11 protein-coding genes and 2 rRNA genes are annotated in these 18,105 nt (G+C 61.1%); 9 read left to right on the top strand and 4 right to left on the bottom strand.

Annotation, left to right across the window (positions count from 1 at the left end; genetic code table 11):
- Positions 1–84 precede the first annotated feature (84 nt).
- The 6 genes from LDN82_RS20115 (at position 85) to LDN82_RS20090 (ending at position 9,193) form a co-directional block, all read left to right on the top strand.
- Positions 85–3,240 (top strand): 23S ribosomal RNA (locus tag LDN82_RS20115).
- A gap of 147 nt (positions 3,241–3,387) precedes the next feature.
- Positions 3,388–3,504 (top strand): 5S ribosomal RNA (rrf, locus tag LDN82_RS20110).
- 81 nt (positions 3,505–3,585) lie between these two features.
- Positions 3,586–4,149 carry a GNAT family protein gene (locus tag LDN82_RS20105; protein WP_224089444.1) on the top strand — a complete coding sequence of 188 codons (564 nt, stop codon included), beginning with the start codon at positions 3,586–3,588 and terminating at the stop codon, positions 4,147–4,149.
- 252 nt (positions 4,150–4,401) lie between these two features.
- Positions 4,402–4,689: an HU family DNA-binding protein gene (locus LDN82_RS20100; protein ID WP_011776355.1), complete on the top strand. Its 288-nt coding sequence runs from the start codon at positions 4,402–4,404 to the stop codon at positions 4,687–4,689.
- Positions 4,690–4,907: 218 nt separating this feature from the next.
- Entirely contained in the window at positions 4,908–7,220 is a 2,313-nt protein-coding gene (locus LDN82_RS20095) for a cytochrome c oxidase assembly protein (protein ID WP_224167587.1), read from the top strand.
- Positions 7,220–9,193: an NHL domain-containing thioredoxin family protein gene (locus LDN82_RS20090; protein WP_224089442.1), complete on the top strand. Its 1,974-nt coding sequence runs from the start codon at positions 7,220–7,222 to the stop codon at positions 9,191–9,193. The genes LDN82_RS20095 and LDN82_RS20090 overlap by 1 nt, the downstream gene beginning before the upstream one ends.
- Before the next feature lie 359 nt (positions 9,194–9,552).
- Here LDN82_RS20090 and LDN82_RS20085 read toward each other — a convergent pair whose 3' ends face one another.
- From LDN82_RS20085 to LDN82_RS20070, 4 genes are all read right to left on the bottom strand, one after another.
- On the bottom strand, positions 9,553–10,581 hold the full coding sequence (locus LDN82_RS20085; RefSeq protein WP_224167586.1) for a hypothetical protein: 1,029 nt from the start codon (positions 10,579–10,581) through the stop codon (positions 9,553–9,555).
- A 115-nt stretch (positions 10,582–10,696) separates the two neighbouring features.
- Positions 10,697–12,424: a helicase HerA-like domain-containing protein gene (locus tag LDN82_RS20080; RefSeq protein ID WP_224165592.1), complete on the bottom strand. Its 1,728-nt coding sequence runs from the start codon at positions 12,422–12,424 to the stop codon at positions 10,697–10,699.
- Positions 12,425–12,433: 9 nt separating this feature from the next.
- Entirely contained in the window at positions 12,434–12,937 is a 504-nt protein-coding gene (locus LDN82_RS20075; protein WP_224089439.1) for a GNAT family N-acetyltransferase, read from the bottom strand.
- Between the two features lie 56 nt (positions 12,938–12,993).
- Positions 12,994–14,940 carry an FAD/NAD(P)-binding protein gene (locus LDN82_RS20070; protein WP_224165591.1) on the bottom strand — a complete coding sequence of 649 codons (1,947 nt, stop codon included), beginning with the start codon at positions 14,938–14,940 and terminating at the stop codon, positions 12,994–12,996.
- Between the two features lie 265 nt (positions 14,941–15,205).
- Here LDN82_RS20070 and LDN82_RS20065 point away from each other — a divergent pair, with 265 nt between their 5' ends.
- The 3 genes from LDN82_RS20065 to LDN82_RS20055 are packed head-to-tail and all read left to right on the top strand — an operon-like array spanning position 15,206 to position 18,059.
- Positions 15,206–16,171: an amino acid ABC transporter permease gene (locus tag LDN82_RS20065; protein WP_224165590.1), complete on the top strand. Its 966-nt coding sequence runs from the start codon at positions 15,206–15,208 to the stop codon at positions 16,169–16,171.
- Positions 16,168–17,058, top strand: a complete 891-nt coding sequence (locus tag LDN82_RS20060; RefSeq protein WP_224165589.1) for an amino acid ABC transporter ATP-binding protein — start codon at positions 16,168–16,170, stop codon at positions 17,056–17,058. Before LDN82_RS20065 ends, LDN82_RS20060 begins: the two co-directional genes overlap by 4 nt.
- Before the next feature lie 8 nt (positions 17,059–17,066).
- The gene (locus LDN82_RS20055) at positions 17,067–18,059 is read left to right on the top strand and encodes an ABC transporter substrate-binding protein (RefSeq protein WP_224165588.1); all 993 of its coding nucleotides are present in this window, start codon (positions 17,067–17,069) and stop codon (positions 18,057–18,059) included.
- Positions 18,060–18,105: the final 46 nt, after the last annotated feature.

Below are 18,105 nucleotides of genomic sequence, written 5' to 3'. Positions count from 1 at the left end.
TGTGTGTGTTCTTACAGCAATTTCTTATGAATGAACCTGGCCCTTTGTGGTCGTGGTTCTCTCGAGTAAGTTTTGATCTTGTGTGGTCAAGTTTTTAAGGGCACACGGTGGATGCCTTGGCATTAGGAGCCGAAGAAGGACGTAGGAATCTGCGATAAGCCTGGGGGAGTTGATAACCGAGCGTTGATCCCAGGATGTCCGAATGGGGAAACCCCGCACAACGCTTTTGGGTGATTGTGTGACCCGCATCTGAACACATAGGGTGCGTGGGGGGAACGCGGGGAAGTGAAACATCTCAGTACCCGCAGGAAGAGAAAACAAGAGTGATTCCGTTAGTAGTGGCGAGCGAACGCGGATCAGGCTAAACCGTTTCCATGTGTGATAGCCGGCGGGCGTTGCATGGGCGGGGTTGTGGGACTTTCCGTACTGGTTCTGCCGGACCGGTGGGGTGTGTAGTGCAGGCATAGGTGAACGGTCTTGAAAGGCCGGCCAGAGAGGGTGTGAGCCCCGTAACCGTAATGTTGTGTACCGCCTGGAGAGGATCCCAAGTAGCACGGGGCCCGAGAAATCCCGTGCGAATCTGTCAGGACCACCTGATAAGCCTAAATACTTCCTAATGACCGATAGCGGACCAGTACCGTGAGGGAAAGGTGAAAAGTACCCCGGGAGGGGAGTGAAACAGTACCTGAAACCGTGTGCTTACAATCCGTCGGAGCAGTCGTGAGTAATCACAAGTAACTGTGACGGCGTGCCTTTTGAAGAATGAGCCTGCGAGTTAGTGTTACGTCGCGAGGTTAACCCGTGTGGGGTAGCCGTAGCGAAAGCGAGTCTGAACAGGGCGAGTGTAGTGGCGTGATCTAGACCCGAAGCGGAGTGATCTACCCATGGCCAGGTTGAAGCGACGGTAAGACGTCGTGGAGGACCGAACCCACTTCAGTTGAAAATGGAGGGGATGAGCTGTGGGTAGGGGTGAAAGGCCAATCAAACTCCGTGATAGCTGGTTCTCCCCGAAATGCATTTAGGTGCAGCGTTGCGTGTTTCTTGCCGGAGGTAGAGCTACTGGATGGCCGATGGGCCCTACAAGGTTACTGACGTCAGCCAAACTCCGAATGCCGGTAAGTGAGAGCGCAGCAGTGAGACTGTGGGGGATAAGCTTCATAGTCGAGAGGGAAACAGCCCAGACCACCAACTAAGGCCCCTAAGCGTGTGCTAAGTGGGAAAGGATGTGGAGTTGCGAAGACAACCAGGAGGTTGGCTTAGAAGCAGCCATCCTTGAAAGAGTGCGTAATAGCTCACTGGTCAAGTGATTCCGCGCCGACAATGTAGCGGGGCTCAAGTACACCGCCGAAGTTGTGGATTTCACACAGTACCCTAGCCTTCGTGGTTCAGGGGTGTGGAGTGGTAGGGGAGCGTCGTGTGGGCAGTGAAGTCGCGGTGGAAACCAGCGGTGGAGCCTACACGAGTGAGAATGCAGGCATGAGTAGCGAAAGACGGGTGAGAAACCCGTCCGCCGAATGATCAAGGGTTCCAGGGTCAAGCTAATCTGCCCTGGGTAAGTCGGGACCTAAGGCGAGGCCGACAGGCGTAGTCGATGGACAACGGGTTGATATTCCCGTACCGGCGAAAAACCGCCCATGCCAAGCGGGGGATACTAACCGCCCGGAGCCTGCCCGCCCACCCTTGTGGTGTGTGGGTTTTGGCCGAGCGCGGGACCTGATCCCGGGAGGTAAGCGTATTAACAGGTGTGACGCAGGAAGGTAGCCGGGCCGGGCGATGGTTGCCCCGGTCCAAGGATGTAGGGTCAGGGATAGGCAAATCCGTTCCTGTGTGTTTCGAGCACGATCCTGAGATCTGATGGGACTCCCGTTCGGGGGGATCCGGTGATCCTATGCTGCCTAGAAAAGCATCGACGCGAGGTTTTAGCCGCCCGTACCCCAAACCGACACAGGTGATCAGGTAGAGAATACCAAGGCGATCGAGAGAATTATGGTTAAGGAACTCGGCAAAATGCCCCCGTAACTTCGGGAGAAGGGGGGCCTGCCCCGTGATGGAGACTTGCTCTCCGTGAGCGGGTGTGGGCCGCAGAGACCAGGGGGAAGCGACTGTTTACTAAAAACACAGGTCCGTGCGAAGTCGCAAGACGATGTATACGGACTGACTCCTGCCCGGTGCTGGAAGGTTAAGAGGACCGGTTAGCCCCTTGTGGGCGAAGCTGAGAATTTAAGCCCCAGTAAACGGCGGTGGTAACTATAACCATCCTAAGGTAGCGAAATTCCTTGTCGGGTAAGTTCCGACCTGCACGAATGGAGTAACGACTTCCCCGCTGTCTCAACCATAAACTCGGCGAAATTGCAGTACGAGTAAAGATGCTCGTTACGCGCAGCAGGACGGAAAGACCCCGAGACCTTTACTATAGTTTGGTATTGGTGTTCGGAGTGGCTTGTGTAGGATAGGTGGGAGACGTTGAAGCCCGGACGCCAGTTCGGGTGGAGTCATCGTTGAAATACCACTCTGGTCACTTTGGACATCTAACTTCGGCCCGTGATCCGGGTCAGGGACAGTGCCTGATGGGTAGTTTAACTGGGGCGGTTGCCTCCTAAAAAGTAACGGAGGCGCCCAAAGGTTCCCTCAGCCTGGTTGGCAATCAGGTGTCGAGTGTAAGTGCACAAGGGAGCTTGACTGTGAGAGAGACATCTCAAGCAGGGACGAAAGTCGGGACTAGTGATCCGGCGGTACATTGTGGAATGGCCGTCGCTCAACGGATAAAAGGTACCTCGGGGATAACAGGCTGATCTTGCCCAAGAGTCCATATCGACGGCATGGTTTGGCACCTCGATGTCGGCTCGTCGCATCCTGGGGCTGGAGTAGGTCCCAAGGGTTGGGCTGTTCGCCCATTAAAGCGGTACGCGAGCTGGGTTTAGAACGTCGTGAGACAGTTCGGTCCCTATCCGCTGCGCGCGCAGGAAATTTGAGAAGGGCTGTCCTTAGTACGAGAGGACCGGGACGGACGAACCTCTGGTGTGTCAGTTGTACTGCCAAGTGCACCGCTGATTAGCTACGTTCGGATGGGATAACCGCTGAAAGCATCTAAGCGGGAAGCTCGCTTCAAGATGAGATTTCCATACACAATACGTGTGAGAGGCCCCCAGCCAGACCACTGGGTTGATAGGCCGGATGTGGAAGCGAGGACCAAAGACTCGTGAAGCTGACCGGTACTAATAGGCCAACAACTTACACCACACACAACACACTGCACGCGTCCACTATGTGGTTCCCGAACAACAACCGTTCCAGGAACCAACAACTGAATACACAACACCACAGTTGTAACCACACAGTCTTCCCACCCCACACCCCAAAACCGGTGCGCGGGACGGGTAACAAGGTTACGGCGGTCATAGCGTGGGGGAAACGCCCGGTCCCATTCCGAACCCGGAAGCTAAGACCCACAGCGCCGATGGTACTGCACCCGGGAGGGTGTGGGAGAGTAGGACACCGCCGGACAAACATTAACGGGAAGCCCCGACCACCACGGTCGGGGCTTCCCCACTTTAACCACACAACCAAGGACGCTAGAGTCACAGGATGCCCCTTAACCGAACTTTGGATGTGTCATCCGGGAATGCCGTGAAGGGAAAAGTCCACCTTCGCACTTTGTCCTTGTCCGACGTCGGGCCCTTGGCGGCCGCCTACACCCGGAACGCAGAGTACCTTGCCCCTTGGGAACCACGGCGCAGCGAAGCGTTCTATACCAGGGCAGGGCAGGACGCCGTTGTTCGGGGCAAACTGAACCAATATGCCGCAGGCACGGAGGTGCCGTGGGTAGTTCTCCACGACGGGGATATCGTCGGCCAGATTACCTTGACGGGCATAGTCCGTGGACCCTTCATGAACGCCAACCTGGGCTATTGGGTCGACCAAGCGTTCACCGGCAAGGGCATTGCCACTTCTTCGGTGGAGGCGGTTCTCTCCATCGCGAGTGACGATTTGGGACTCCACCGTGTCCAAGCCGCAACCTTGATGCATAACGTAGCCTCGCAGGCGGTCCTCAAACGATGCGGCTTCGAGCGGATCGGGTTGGCGCCCTCCTATCTCCACATAGCAGGCGAATGGCAGGACCACGTCCTGTATCAGCGCATTCTCTTCTGATCCACGGCGGTTGGATGCGCTGCCGGCGTCGTGGTTTCCTGCGCTGGTTGGGGGCCTCTTCAACGCCGTAGGGTACGCCATGTGCGGTCCACACCCCCAAAAACCTTGAAAAACCGGTGATTTTGGTCAAAAAAGCGCGGAAACACGCGGAATTTGCTGGCCAAGCCGGTGCAAGCTGGTAAGTTTTCGAGCAGTGGCTTGCTCGCATTCCGCTTGAAAGCTCAAAAAACGTATTAGTCCAGGAGGACGTAAATGGCTAAGAACCGTAGTGAACTCGTTGCAGAGGTAGCAGGCAAGGCTGGCACCAGCCAGGCAGCCGTCAACTCCGTGCTCGATGCACTGTTCGAAGTTTTCGAGACTTCTGTTGCCGCTGGCGAGAAGATCACCATCCCGGGCTGGCTCGCAGTTGAGCGCACCGACCGTGCAGCACGCACCGGCCGTAACCCGCAGACGGGCGAAACCATCCAGATCGCCGCTGGCCACAGCGTTAAGCTGACCGCAGGCTCCAAGCTGAAGGCTGCTGTCGCCAAGAAGAAGTAATTCTAACTTCGGCGAACGCTTAAAAGGGGCGGCAACCAACTGGTTGCCGCCCTTTTTTGCTGTTAAGCCCCGCCCACTACTCCTCCCCAAATGGTTCCCGATTCGCAGCCCAGCCATAGGTAACGGACAATGGATAGGTGCCATCAGCAAGAAGCTCCGCAACCGCCCCATCGCCTGTTCCCAAGCCGGGAGCGCGGGGAGGCGATGCCGTCACGGGCATTTCCCTCACGTGGCAGCTTGCTGGACTCGCGGTGCTCTTCCTGACTTTGGCTGCAGCCCTCATCTTTTCCGGTGCTTCTGCTGCCCGACAGGTCTCGGACCCTGGTGCGCTGGTTCGGTGGGGCCTGCCGGTGGCGAAAGCCGTCCACAACGTTTCCATAGCCACAGTTATTGGTGGACTGATCTTCGCGGTCGGAATCCTGCCCAAGAACCTTAGGGCGTCGCGATCCCGTGAAAAGGATCTGGAGGCTCTGGAGCATCCAGCCTTTGCACGCGCCCTTGCCGTTGCCGCCGCGGCAGGTGCCGCCTGGACACTGTCTGCCGTAGCGGTCCTGGTATTGACCTACGCGGACGTGGCGGGTCAGGGGCTCTCCGGCGACGCAGAATTCACCCGCTCACTTGTCTACTTCATGACGGACATAGAAACGGGCAAGGCCTGGCTGGCCATCACTATCATTGCTGCGGTAGTCACCACCGCGCTCTTCGGCGTCCGATCGCTGACCGGCCTCGCTTTTACGCTGCTGCTTGCCTTGATCGGGCTGATTCCGGCCGCGCTGATCGGTCACTCCTCAAGCTCCAGTGATCATGAAGGGGCCATCAACTCGCTTGGCCTTCACTTGGTTGGTGTCTCTGTGTGGGTGGGAGGCATCATCATGCTCGCGGTCCTTTCCGGATTGCTCGCTGGCTCCAGGAGGTCCGGGACAAGCGACATTACGGAACCGACCCTCCGAAGGTTCTCGGCCCTGGCTGGCTTTGCTTTCGTCTTGGTGTTTGCGTCCGGTGTGATAAACGCAGCCATCCGCGTGACGAACCCGGGCGATCTGTTTGGCTCTGCCTATGGCCAGCTCATCCTTGCCAAGGCACTTGCCACCCTCGTGCTGGGTGGCATTGGTTTCATGCATCGTCAGTGGGTCATACCCCAGCTGGGGAAGAGCGGTTCGATGTCTGCCCGGCGGGTGCTGTGGCAGCTGGTTCTGGTTGAGCTGCTGGTGATGGGCGCGACGTCGGGCCTCGCCGTGGCGCTCGGGCGCTCGGCCCCGCCGCAGCCCACGACGTACGCACCGGACGCCTCGCCGGCCTTCATCCTGTCCGGATATGAGGTTCCGCCTGAACTTACGCAAGAGCGCTGGCTTACGGAATGGCGTTTTGACTGGCTGTGGGTTGGAGTCGCCTTATTCGGCGCCGTGTCCTACATCCTCGGGATCATCAAGGTCCGCAAGCGTGGGGATAGCTGGTCCTGGTTCAAGACCGCGAACTGGATGATTGGACTGGTGATTCTCACGTACATCACGTCGGGTCCGCCAGCTGTCTATGGCCGTGTACTGTTTTCTGCCCACATGGTGGATCATATGGCCCTGACCATGGTGGCACCGATCTTCCTGGTGTTGGGTTCACCCGTGACCCTTGCGCTGCGTGCACTGCCTTCCCGGGGTGAAGGCGCCCACGGTTCGCGGGGTCTTCGGGAGTGGCTGCTCTTGTTCGTCCACTCCCGGTTCTCGCAGGTGGTGACTCATCCCCTGTTCGCCGCTGCGAACTTCGCAGGCTCCATCGTGCTGTTCTACTACTCGGACCTTTTCGGCCTTGCCATGCGGGAGCACGTAGGCCATGAGCTGATGAATCTGCACTTCCTGCTGACGGGCTACATTTTTGTACTCAGCATGATCGGCAGTGATCCACTGCCGAGACGTGCGCCGTACCCCATGCGCCTGCTGCTCCTGCTCGCAACCATGGGATTCCACGCATTCTTTGGCGTGGCCATCATGGGCGGTACAGGCCTGCTGGCTGCTGACTACTTCGGCAACCTGGGCAGGACCTGGGGTGCCTCGGCCATCGCAGACCAGCAAATGGGCGGTGCTGTGGCCTGGGGCATTGGCGAAGTTCCCACCTTGCTCGTGGCAATCGGCGTAGCGGTCATGTGGTCACGCTCGGACGAGCGGGAGACCCGACGCGTGGACCGTGCGGCCGACAGGAATAACGACGCCGATCTCAGTGCTTATAACGATATGTTTGCCCGGCTCGCTGACCGCGATGCCAAATTGGCCGGCCGCCCGGCCTCAACCAGACAGACGGCCCTGACTACTGAAACGACTGAAGCGACCCGACCGACCGAAGCCATACCGGGTAGCACTCCAGAGGACAGCACCATCCGAAGCGACAGCACCGTCCCAACCGACAGCACCGTCTCAACTGACAGCACCGTTTCAACTGACGGCGCAGCCCCTGGGGACAACGCTTCAACAGGCCACGCGAGGGGAAGCGTTGACCAAGCAAGCAGCAAGACCGAACGAAACACGAAGCTGGAAGGACGCTGATGAGCGAAACCGTACGCACCCAACTCCGGGTCCGGGCCTCCGAACTGGAGGGCCGCGGCTGGCTCAATACGGGCGGCAAGTCCCTTGACTTGGAATCCCTGCGCGGCAAAATCGTGCTGTTGGACTTCTGGACGTTCTGCTGCATCAACTGCCTGCATGTTCTCGACGAACTCCGGCCCCTCGAGGAAAAGTACTCTGATGTCCTGGTGACAGTCGGCGTGCATTCGCCCAAGTTCGAGCACGAAGCCGATCCTGTTGCCCTTGCTGCTGCCGTGGAGCGTTACGAGATCCATCATCCGGTTCTGGACGACCCTGAGCTGGCCACGTGGAAGGCGTACACAGCCCGTGCCTGGCCCACGCTGGTGGTCGTGGATCCGGAGGGTTACATCGTGGCGCACCTTTCCGGTGAAGGACACGCAGATGGTCTCGCCGTGCTGCTTGAGGAACTTGTTGCTGAGCACGAAGCAAAGGGGACCCTCCACCGGGGCAACGGTCCGTACGTCGCTCCCGTGCCGACGTCGGGCACTTTGCGCTTCCCGGGCAAAACGACACAGTTGGCCAATGGCAATTACCTCGTCGTCGACTCCGGGCATCACCGCCTGGTAGAGCTCCACCCGGACCTGAAAACCGTTGAGCGGGTTATTGGCTCCGGCATTAAGGGGTACGCGGACGGCGACACGGACACGGCCCAGTTCAACGAGCCGCAAGGTATAGCTGTTCTTCCGGCGGAGCTCGCTTCTACGCTCGGTTATGACGCCGTGGTCGCAGACACTGTGAACCACCGCCTTCGCGGGGTGACGTTGAGTTCAGGGCATGTCCGGACTGTTGCCGGCAACGGTGTGCAGCGCTTGCTCGATGCCGGTCCTGCCCGTGTCACCGAGACGGGCGCGGGCGCCTGGTCCGAACACCACGACGGCGGTCCGGCTGACTTTGCTGCCGACGCAATCGACGTCGGGGTGCTTGGCCTTGGTACCGGGGTTTCTCTGTCCTCGCCTTGGGACGTTGTGTGGAGTGCGAAACTGCAGCGTGTTGTGATCGCTATGGCCGGGACGCACCAGATCTTTGCGTTCGATCCCGTGACCAACCAGGTTTCCATCCTGGCGGGCTCGGGCCTGGAGGGGCTGTTGGACGGCGTGGCGGAGGACGCCTGGTTCGCCCAGTCGTCCGGCCTGGCCATTGATGCCGATGACAACATCTGGGTGGCCGACTCGGAGACTTCCTCATTGCGGCGTTTGGTGCTTGACGAAACGGGCGTGACGGTGGAGACAGCCGTCGGCCAAGGACTGTTCGACTTCGGATTCCGTGACGGTGACGCCAGCGAGGCACGCCTGCAGCACCCCTTGGGGGTCACGGTACTTCCGGATGGTTCCGTAGCGATCGCCGATACATACAACGGTGCCGTTCGCCGGTACGATCCCGCCTCGAAGACAGTGTCAACATTGGCGCGTGGCCTGGCTGAGCCGAGTGACGTCGTCGTGGTTAACCACAGCAACAGTGAGCCGCTGCTGGTGGTGGTCGAGTCAAACAAGCATCAGCTGGTTTTGGTGCCGATTCCCAAGGAAGCCCAGCAGGTGGATGAGGGGGCATCCCAGACGCACCGCCCCAAGAGCCCCGTGACACCTGGAATCCTGGAGCTGGCCGTTCGCTTCAAGGCCCCCACCGGGCAGAAGCTCGATGACCGCTGGGGCGACCCCACGCAAATGAAGGTCTCTTCCACTCCGCCGGAACTGTTGGTCTCCGGGGGCGGGACATCGGTGGGCTTGTTGCGAACCATCGAATTGTCGTCCGACGTGCCCGAGGGCATCCTTCACATCACTGCCCGTGCGGCCGCCTGTGACGGACCTGAAACCGAGGACGGCGAGATTCCGGACCACGCAGCCTGCCACCTGTACCAGCAGGATTGGGGCATTCCAGTCATCCTGCAGGCCGACGGCGAATCCGAGCTGGTGTTGGATCTGCGCGGCATGGACTAAGCCTGCTGAACTGGCCCGGGTTTGACCCTTGAGAGGGAGGACCCGGGCCTTTTTCATACCTTCGGCTTTTTCGGAAGTGGGCCAGTCATTGTCGAAATCGACGGGCTGGCATTTCATCTGAATCCTCGCCAGTTCAAGAAGGATTGTGGGAGGGACAATGAGGCGATCCGTCAGGGCTTGCTGGTGCAGGTTCTTCTAGGACGATGTGGTCCAAACGCCGGATGCGATGCTGCGGCACGTTCGTGAGGTCCTTCGGCGGCGGCGCTTGGTGTAACCAGCCCGGTTTTGGGCCCCTCGGAGCCGGCGCGAGCACAGACTGGGCGCCTTAGGTGATGAAAGGTGGGCCAGTGCGGCGCCGCCTAGAAAGTCAGCAGCGGGGTGACAGTCACGGTGTTGTTGTTGGTGTCCAGCTGGGTGGTGAAGCTGAAATCGTGCTCCACGTTGAGGTCGTTGACCAAGCCGGTGAACAAGTTGATCTCTTGGGCGGAAACCCTTGCCTTGCCGTTGAGCGGGGCTACGACCCATTTTCCGCCGAAGGGCTCGATGGTGATCTTGGGGTACTGGGTAATTTCCCACTTGATGGTTCCGTCTACGACGCGCGCGTTGCTGGCGTGGTAGAACGGGCAATCAGGTTGGAGGCGCTGCTGTTCGGTGGCCTGGGCGGCACAGGTATCCAGGAATTCCCGCACTTTACCGGCAACGGCTTCATTCATGGCCTTGGTTGACCTGGTCTGCAGGTTCAAGGGGGCCTGGCCGCCGTCGCGGCTTGAAACGAGGGCTGAGGCAGGAGGAGCCTCGAAGTAGGTGCCATTCAGGCTGGCTTCGTATTTGCCGGGGTAGAACACGGCAAAGGTGTTGCGGCCGTTGGGCATGTTCACGGGGACGCCGTTGAGCGCTGCTTCACTGGAGTTGACCACCGTCACTTCGATGGTGGGCAGCGTGGTGGGAACGAAAGCCCATTTGCCGAAGAACAACCATTGGGTCCCGGTGCGCTCCATCAGGAATTCGGTGTGGAGCCGGTTGCCGTCCAAGGTGTAGTCCATGGGAACGGCAACACGGTTATTGCCCCTGGACTCGGCATTTCCGAGTTTGATGTCCGACAGTTTGGAGGCAGCAGTTTGCAGGGCCGTGCCGTCGAGCATGGCGGCATTCGCATTGGGAACTTTGGCTCGCAGCAGTCCCAGGGCTTGCTCGCCTTCGCCCTTCTGCAAGGCCTCCAGATACTCCCGGACAGGCTGTTGCGGACTGGCCACGGAGGAACTCACCAGGTTGATGCAGACGATGGCTCCGGCGACAGCAAGCATCAGACCGAGCAGCCATCCGGCTGCGGTCCTGACTATCGCTTGACTCAACTGCACGCCCTTTACGTTACCTGCCGTGGCAGCGATAGCTGTGCATGAGGGCGTCAGCGTGACCTGCGAAGACTGCACGTAAAATGCCCGACGGCGGGTGGCACCACCCCGGGCCGCCACCCGCCGTCGGGCTTTTGACAGCCCAAAAGGGCTAGCGGCGGCGCCGCGAGGAGGTACCGAAAACGCCGCGCATGAGGTCGCGGCCAAGCTGTGTCCCCATGGAACGGACCATGCTCTTCAGGCCGCCGCCCAGGGCTCCGCCGAGTGCCCCGGCAAGGTCGCCCAACATGCCGCCGTCCTGCTGCGACGCCCGCTGCGGTGCAGAGGTCGGCGCGGGCGGCGAGGAGGGTGCAGGAAAGGAGGAGGGCGCAGGGGCCGGACGGGAACTCGGGCGGCCAAGGATCTCTTCCTCAATGCGGCGCGCTTCGGCGTCGATGTCGTAGGGCGTACCCCCGGAAGCTCCCGGACCAGGAGAGCTGGCCGGGACCGGCGGCAATCCCGGTGCGGCGTCGCCGGTGGAGGGTACGGCGTTGCTGGTGAGCTTCTCGTAGGCGGACACGTTGTCTACGGCCGTCCCGTACTTGACCAGAAGGGAGGACGAGGCCACGGTGCTGCGGATGAGGTCGTCGGCGCTGGGGCCCATCACGGATTCGGGGGCACGCAGCCGGGTGAGCGCAACAGGTGTGGGCGCGCCTTTTTCGTTCATCACGGTGATGACGGCCTCACCAATGCCTGCGGAGGTGAGTGTCTCTTCGAGGTCGTAATCGCTGACGGGGAATGTGGAGACCGTGGCTTTGAGGGCCTTGGCATCTTCCGGGGTGAAAGCGCGCAAGGCGTGCTGCACCCGGTTGGCGAGCTGGCCCAGGACATCGGCGGGGACGTCCTTTGGTGTTTGGGTGACGAAGAAGATGCCGACGCCCTTGGAACGGATGAGCCGGACCGTGGTGGTGATGGCCTCGAGGAAGGCCTTGGAGGCGTCGCTGAAGAGCAGGTGTGCTTCGTCCAGGAAGAACACCAGTTTGGGTTTGTCGAGGTCGCCGGCTTCGGGGAGGTCTTCGAAAAGGTCGGCCAGGAGCCACATGAGGAAGGTGGAGAACAGCAGGGGCTTGGTCTGCAGCGTGGGGAGTTCAAGGCAGCTGATCACGCCCCGGCCATCGGGCGCCGTGCGGAGTAACTCTGCCGTATCGAACTCCGGTTCGCCGAAGAACCTTTCCATGCCCTGCGCCTCAAGGGTGACGAGTTCCCGCAGGATGACTCCGGCAGTGGCTTTGGAAAGACCGCCAAGATCCTCCAGCTGTTCCTTGCCCTCGTCCGACGTGAGGAACTGGATCACGGCCCGGAGGTCTTTGAGGTCGATCAGTTCGAGCTTGTTCTTGTCCGCGAAGTGGAAGATCAGTTGGAGGCTGGACTCCTGGGTGTCGTTGAGGTCCATGATGCGCGAGAGCAGGATGGGCCCAAATGAGGTGATGGTGGCGCGGATCGGGATTCCGTTGCCGTCCCCGCCCAGGCTCAGGAATTCAACGGGGAAGTTCTTTCCCTGCCACTGCTGGCCGAGGGCCTCGGTGCGCGCCGTGAGTTTCTCGCTGGCAGTTGCTGCCGTGGCCAATCCCGACAGATCACCCTTGATGTCCGCGAGGAAAACCGGCACACCCGCCGTCGAGAGCTGTTCGGCAATCATGTGCAGCGTGACCGTTTTGCCAGTACCGGTGGCGCCGGCCACGAGGCCGTGGCGGTTCATCATGGCCAGGGGAAGCCTGACCTGGGCCTCCTTGTGGATTTCACCATCGACGATCGCCGCGCCCAGCTCGATGGTGGCACCTTCCAGGGCGTACCCCTGCTGGATGGTGGCAAGTTTTTCAGCAGTGGTTTTATTGGCCATGCGCATAGCTTAGCTGGGCAGCACAAGATCCTTGCTGAAGGCCAGATGCTTGATGTCTTCAGGGTCTGCGGCGAGATCGAAGAGCGCTTTATAGCCCGTGGCGAGGTACAGATTCCTGGCCTCCGGCTGGCGTGGGCCGGTGGTGAGGTAGAGCTTCCTGTAGCCCCGGCGTCGTGCTTCATTTTCCAACTCCGTGAGCACCCGCCGTGCCAGCCCGCGCCGACGATGCGCAGAGTGGGTCCAGATTCTCTTGAGTTCTGCGGTGTGCTCGTCGAAGCGCCTGAATGCGCCGCCAGCCACGGATTCGCCGTTCTCCTGGATGATGATCAGTGCTCCGTGGGGTGCAGCGAATTCCTCGGCGGGGTACCTGTTCAGTTCCTCTGCAGCGCCCCCGGTGCCGAAGAGTGTCCCGTAGCGCGTGTCATATTCGACGGCGAGTTCGTCCAGGAGGGGACGGACGCGGGGATCGCGCATGGGCAGGCTGAGGACGGAAAGGGTTGGCGTTGTGGTCATGTCATGCCTTTCGTAGGTTCACCCAAGTAGGTAGCAGCTGAGCTCGTTTTGGGCGGTCAAAACGCGCTTAACTGCGACTCAGTTGGGTGGGTAGTCGCCGCGAGGGTGCCCAGGATCCTTCGGGCCAACGCGTCGTTTTCCCGGAAGGGTGCCGCGTTGGTGTTGGGGCGCGCAAATGCTCCCGCGCCCCAGCCCGACGTCCACGGTCCCACCGCAAACAAAGTGTCCTGTGCTGTACCAACAGGTGACAGGACCTGGTGATTCCCGGAAACCAGAAGTTTGCCCGTGGAGTGCGCACCTTCGGAGGTAAGCAACCTCTGCTCGGTGCCCCATCCGGCGTCGTGCAGGTCTGCCAGGGCGGGATTCGCCGAACGTTCCACGGACGCTGACGGCAACCGTGCCTCTATGTACGCCGAAGCATCCACCACCACGGGTGACTGGAATGAGCCGGCAACAAACCGGCCCGTTGATTCGTCGGTGCGCACCCACATGCCCGGCCCCAGGAACTTCAGGAACCCAGCCCGGTGCAGCGCGAGCATTTCACGGAGACGGTGTGACGGCGGCCCGGAATCCACGAAGCTGAAGAAGCCGTGCCACCATCCGTGGATCGCCTGTTGGGAGCGTGCATTGAGCCGATCCTGCGGGACCAACCGGCCAAGGTCCATGTAGACGAACAACAACGCGGTGAAGAGTGCGAGTGTTTCGGAATGGTCGGGGCTGGTTCGGAGGTCGAGATCGTGTTGGATGTACGCGGCCACCGAGCGCTGCACGGCCTCATGGTCCGCAAACGCGCAACCGCTCAGTGGGTGGTCCAAGGCCTCCAGGTCCAGCCGCAGCGCGGGATCAGGGACGGAGGAGGCAACCAGCTCTTCCCGGGCAGGGCTGTACCAGTCCAAGGCATCGAACCTCTTCTCGAAGCTGGCCCACGTCCCCAAAACCCGCGACGGGTAGCCCGTGAAGAGCTCGCGATAGTAGGCATAACCGGCGTCCTTCGCGATCAAGGGCCACAGTTGTGAGCGGAAGTCGAGTTCCTGATGGCCAGCCAACAACGCATCAACAGCCTCGGCAGTGAAGTACCGCGGACGTGCGATCGGCTCGCCACGCACAACGGAGGAAATTTTGGAGTGGTACGGCACGCCGCGTCGTGAACCTACCCAGAGCCGTGGTTCGGCGCCGGATGGCACATACTCGAGTTCGCCGTCGGGCTTTTCCTCGAAGCGGCCGCCGCGGCCTTCGAACAACAGCACCAACAGGTCGACGAACGCGAGCCCCATTCCGGATACGATCACGTCCTGGCCGGCTTCAATCCCTGAGTAGTCCACGTCCGTTGTGTACGACGGCGGCGCATGGAACCCACCGTGGCGGGCAGCGAAATCGCTGAGGCGGGCGGACTCGTCGTCCGGCAACGAGTCGGTATGGCCCAGGGCGTAAACCACGACGTCGGCCAGCACCTCGGCGCCGGAAGCCAACCGCACGTGGTGCGCACCGGCGTCGGTCCCACCGCCGGCGTCGGAAGAACGCTCGACGGCGGTAGCCGTGTCCCGGTGCACCGTTACCGATACCTCGGGTCCCAGAGCCGTGACTGAACGACGGAAGAACCACTCAAGATATTTGCTTTGGAGCTGCCGCGTCGGAAATGAAGAAGGTGTGAGCGAACGGAGTTGTGCCAGCAAGTGGGGCTCCAGCGTAGGGACGTCGCGGATGCTGCCGTCCAGCACACCTGCCGCCCACGTGGCGAGGCCGGGCCCATCGACGGGAGGACCATCGCACGCCACGGATGCGTCGGTGAACATGGTGACGTCCGCCGCGGTGGAGTTCAGCAGCAGGCCCGGGCTCTGGTCATAGCGCCAGATCCTCCCGGAGCCTGGCTCATACGGCTCCACGACGTGGATGTGCAAGGGGCCTTGGAACAACCTTGGCCGGCTCGCGGCCAGTCTTTCCAGGACGCCGGCCGTGCGCGGGCCGCCGCCGATGAAGGCGATAGCGGGAACTCGTGACGGCATGGGATCTCCTGAAGAACAACGGGTGGTTCAGCCCAATCTAGGGAGGCGGTGCCGCCGCGGTCGAGGAGCGGGTAACGGCCGTTCACCCCGCGTCATCAGACGTTAAGCAGCGCAAAGTCCGGTCTCATATGGCGCTGCGTGAAGTCCCGTGAACCTGCACTAAGTCCAGTGAAGAAGTACAAATTTCTGCCTTGCCGGGCCTCCCGGGCACCCCTAGATTGTCAGCCATCCGATAGTCAACAACCGATCTGAAACGAGGTGGCGCATGAGTGCAGCAGCACCGCCTGCCACAGCGGAAACCGCACCGCCCACCGCGGACTACTCCCACTACAAGCTGGTCCCGGCCCGGCATCCATGGCGATGGGTGGGCACTGTCCTGGTGGCCGCCGGCGTCGCCGCCATTATTTGGTCCCTGGTCACCAACCCGCGCTGGGAATGGGGAGTGGTGGCCGAATGGTTCACCGCCCGGTCCGTGGTCAACGGGCTGCTGGAGACCTTGAAGCTCACGGCGATCTCAGGGGTATTGGGTTTCGTCCTGGGTTTCATCCTTGCCCTCATGCGCCTGTCCGCGTCGCCGCTGCTGGTCTCGGTGTCCTGGACGTTCTCATGGATCTTCCGCTCCACGCCGCTGCTGGTCCAGCTCCTGCTTTGGTACAACCTCGGCTACCTCTACGAGAAGATCAGCCTGGGCATCCCCTTCACGGACGTCCGCTTCTTCGAGGCCCAGACCACCACGCTCATCAGCCAGTTCGCAGCCGCGGTCCTGGGCCTCACCCTGAACCAGGCAGCGTACTCGGCGGAGATCATTCGAGGCGGCATCCTGTCAGTGGACCAAGGCCAGCTCGAGGCTGCGGCGGCCCTGGGCATACCGGCGTGGCAGCGCAACACCCGGATCGTTCTGCCCCAAGCCATGCGGGCCATCCTGCCCAACGCCTTCAACGAGATCATCGGCCTCGTCAAGGGCACCTCGATTGTCTACGTACTGGCCTACTCCGAGCTCTTCTACACGGTCCAGGTCATCTACAACCGGACCCAGCAGGTGCTGCCACTGCTCCTTGTCGCCACACTCTGGTACGTGGTGATCACCTCTGTGCTGAGCGTCTTCCAGTACTACATCGAACGCCACTTCTCCAAGGGCGCGGTACGCAACCTCCCGCTCACCCCGTTGCAGAAGGCCCGGAAGTTCTTCGCCACCCACGTAGCTGTTTCACCCACAAAGGACGCCCGATGAGCATCATCGCCGCACGCAAAGAATCCACGACGGCGGGAAAGGCAGCTCCCGCCGGCGCTCCTGCAAGCACGACGGCGGCCCGGCCCGCCTCGGCGGACAAGAAGGCCACCCGTGGCCAGGTGCACATCACCAACGTTCGTAAGTCATTCGGCACCACCGAGGTCCTCAAAGGTGTTTCATTGTCTGTTCCGCCTGGAGGCGTAGCCGTGATCGTTGGCCCGTCGGGTTCAGGCAAGTCCACCCTGCTGCGAACCATCAACCACCTGGAAAAGGTGGACGGCGGCTACATCACCATCGACGGCGAGCTGGTGGGTTACCAGCTCCGTGGCAACAAGCTCCACGAACTACGCGAGAAGGACATCCTGAAGCAGCGCACCAACATCGGCATGGTGTTCCAGAACTTCAACCTGTTCCCGCATCTCACCGCGCTGGAGAACGTCGCCGAAGCACCCGTGGTGGCCCAAAAGCGTTCCAAGGTGGAAGCCAGGAAGCGCGCGCTGGAGCTGTTGGATCGAGTGGGTCTGAAAGACCGCGCCGACGCTTATCCCAGGCAGCTCTCGGGTGGCCAGCAGCAGCGCGTTGCCATTGCCCGGGCACTCGCGCTCGACCCCAGGATCCTCCTCTTCGACGAGCCAACCTCGGCGTTGGACCCCGAACTCGTCAACGAAGTCCTGGACGTCATCCGTGAGCTGGCCAAGTCCGGGACCACGCTGATCATCGTGACCCACGAGATGGGCTTTGCACGGGATGTCGCAGACACCGTGGTCTTCATGGACCAGGGGCAGATCGTCGAGTCCGGCACGCCGCAGGAAATCTTCGGCAACCCCCGCGAAGAGCGCACGCGCAGCTTCTTCTCCAAAGTCATCGAACCAGCTTTCAACATCTAGGACACCCCATGCTTCGCAAGACCCTCGCCACCAACAAAAGCAAGCTCCTGGCGCTCGCTGTACTTCCCGCCGTCGTACTTCCCGCGCTTGCAGGGTGCTCCGATCCTGGGGCGTCGGCAGCCAAACCGGAATCTGAAGCCGCAAAGAACGGCATCGTTTACAACACTTCTGTGGACCAGAACCGTATCCGCGCGCAGAAAGATGCTGCCGCTGCCGCAAATGTTCCGGCGTCCATCGCCAAGGACGGCAAGCTGACGGTGGCCACTACGGCGGGTTCAATACCGCTGTCCTTCCACGCCACGGATGACAAGACGCCGATCGGCGTGGAAGTGGACATCGCCCAACTCGTGGCAGACAAACTGGGCCTGGACCTGGACCTGCAGGTGACGTCGTGGGAGAACTGGCCGCTCAAGACCCAGTCCGGCGATTTCGAGGCCGTGTTCTCCAACGTGGGCATCAACGCCGCCCGCGTGAAGCTGTTCGATTTCTCCACCTACCGGGCCGCCTACATGGGCTTTGAAGCAAAGAAGAGCTCGAGCTACGACATCAAGGGCTCGGACGATATTTCCGGGCTGAAAATCTCCGTGGGCTCGGGCACCAACCAGGAGAAAATCCTCCTCGCCTGGAACAAGGAGCTGGAAGCCAAAGGCAAGGCGCCTGCCACGTTGCAGTACTACTCGTCCGACGCCGACACCATCCTGGCGTTGTCCTCCGGCCGCACCGACCTGAACCTGGCGCCCTACCCGTCCGTGACCTACCGCGAGAACACCCGCGACGACCTCAAGGTGGTGGGCAAGGTCAACGCCGGCTGGCCTTCCGAGACCCTGGTTGCGGCCACCACACTCAAGGGCAACGGGCTGGCCCCAGCCATCACGGACGCCCTCAACTCCACCATCAAGGACGGCTCCTACGGCAAGGTCCTGGAACGTTGGGGCCTTTCTGAAGAAGCCTTGCCGGAGTCCAAGACCGTCACTGAAACAACCTTTGGGACCGGCAAGTGACTTTCCAGGTCCTGGATATCAGCAACCATCACCGCAGACCACGCCT

It is taken from the genome of Arthrobacter sp. StoSoilA2, assembly GCF_019977195.1.
GTDB lineage: Bacteria > Actinomycetota > Actinomycetes > Actinomycetales > Micrococcaceae > Arthrobacter.
This window is presented reverse-complemented; position numbering and strand designations above follow the sequence as displayed.

Excerpts from the sequence above, each read along its gene's own strand:
- LDN82_RS20105 (WP_224089444.1), top strand. The coding sequence starts at position 3,586 with ATGCCCCTTAACCGAACTTTGGATGTGTCATCCGGGAATGCCGTGAAG.
- LDN82_RS20100 (WP_011776355.1), top strand. The coding sequence starts at position 4,402 with ATGGCTAAGAACCGTAGTGAACTCGTTGCAGAGGTAGCAGGCAAGGCT.
- LDN82_RS20090 (WP_224089442.1), top strand. The coding sequence starts at position 7,220 with ATGAGCGAAACCGTACGCACCCAACTCCGGGTCCGGGCCTCCGAACTG.
- LDN82_RS20080 (WP_224165592.1), bottom strand. The coding sequence starts at position 12,424 with ATGGCCAATAAAACCACTGCTGAAAAACTTGCCACCATCCAGCAGGGG.
- LDN82_RS20075 (WP_224089439.1), bottom strand. The coding sequence starts at position 12,937 with ATGACCACAACGCCAACCCTTTCCGTCCTCAGCCTGCCCATGCGCGAT.
- LDN82_RS20070 (WP_224165591.1), bottom strand. The coding sequence starts at position 14,940 with ATGCCGTCACGAGTTCCCGCTATCGCCTTCATCGGCGGCGGCCCGCGC.
- LDN82_RS20065 (WP_224165590.1), top strand. The coding sequence starts at position 15,206 with ATGAGTGCAGCAGCACCGCCTGCCACAGCGGAAACCGCACCGCCCACC.
- LDN82_RS20060 (WP_224165589.1), top strand. The coding sequence starts at position 16,168 with ATGAGCATCATCGCCGCACGCAAAGAATCCACGACGGCGGGAAAGGCA.
- LDN82_RS20055 (WP_224165588.1), top strand. The coding sequence starts at position 17,067 with ATGCTTCGCAAGACCCTCGCCACCAACAAAAGCAAGCTCCTGGCGCTC.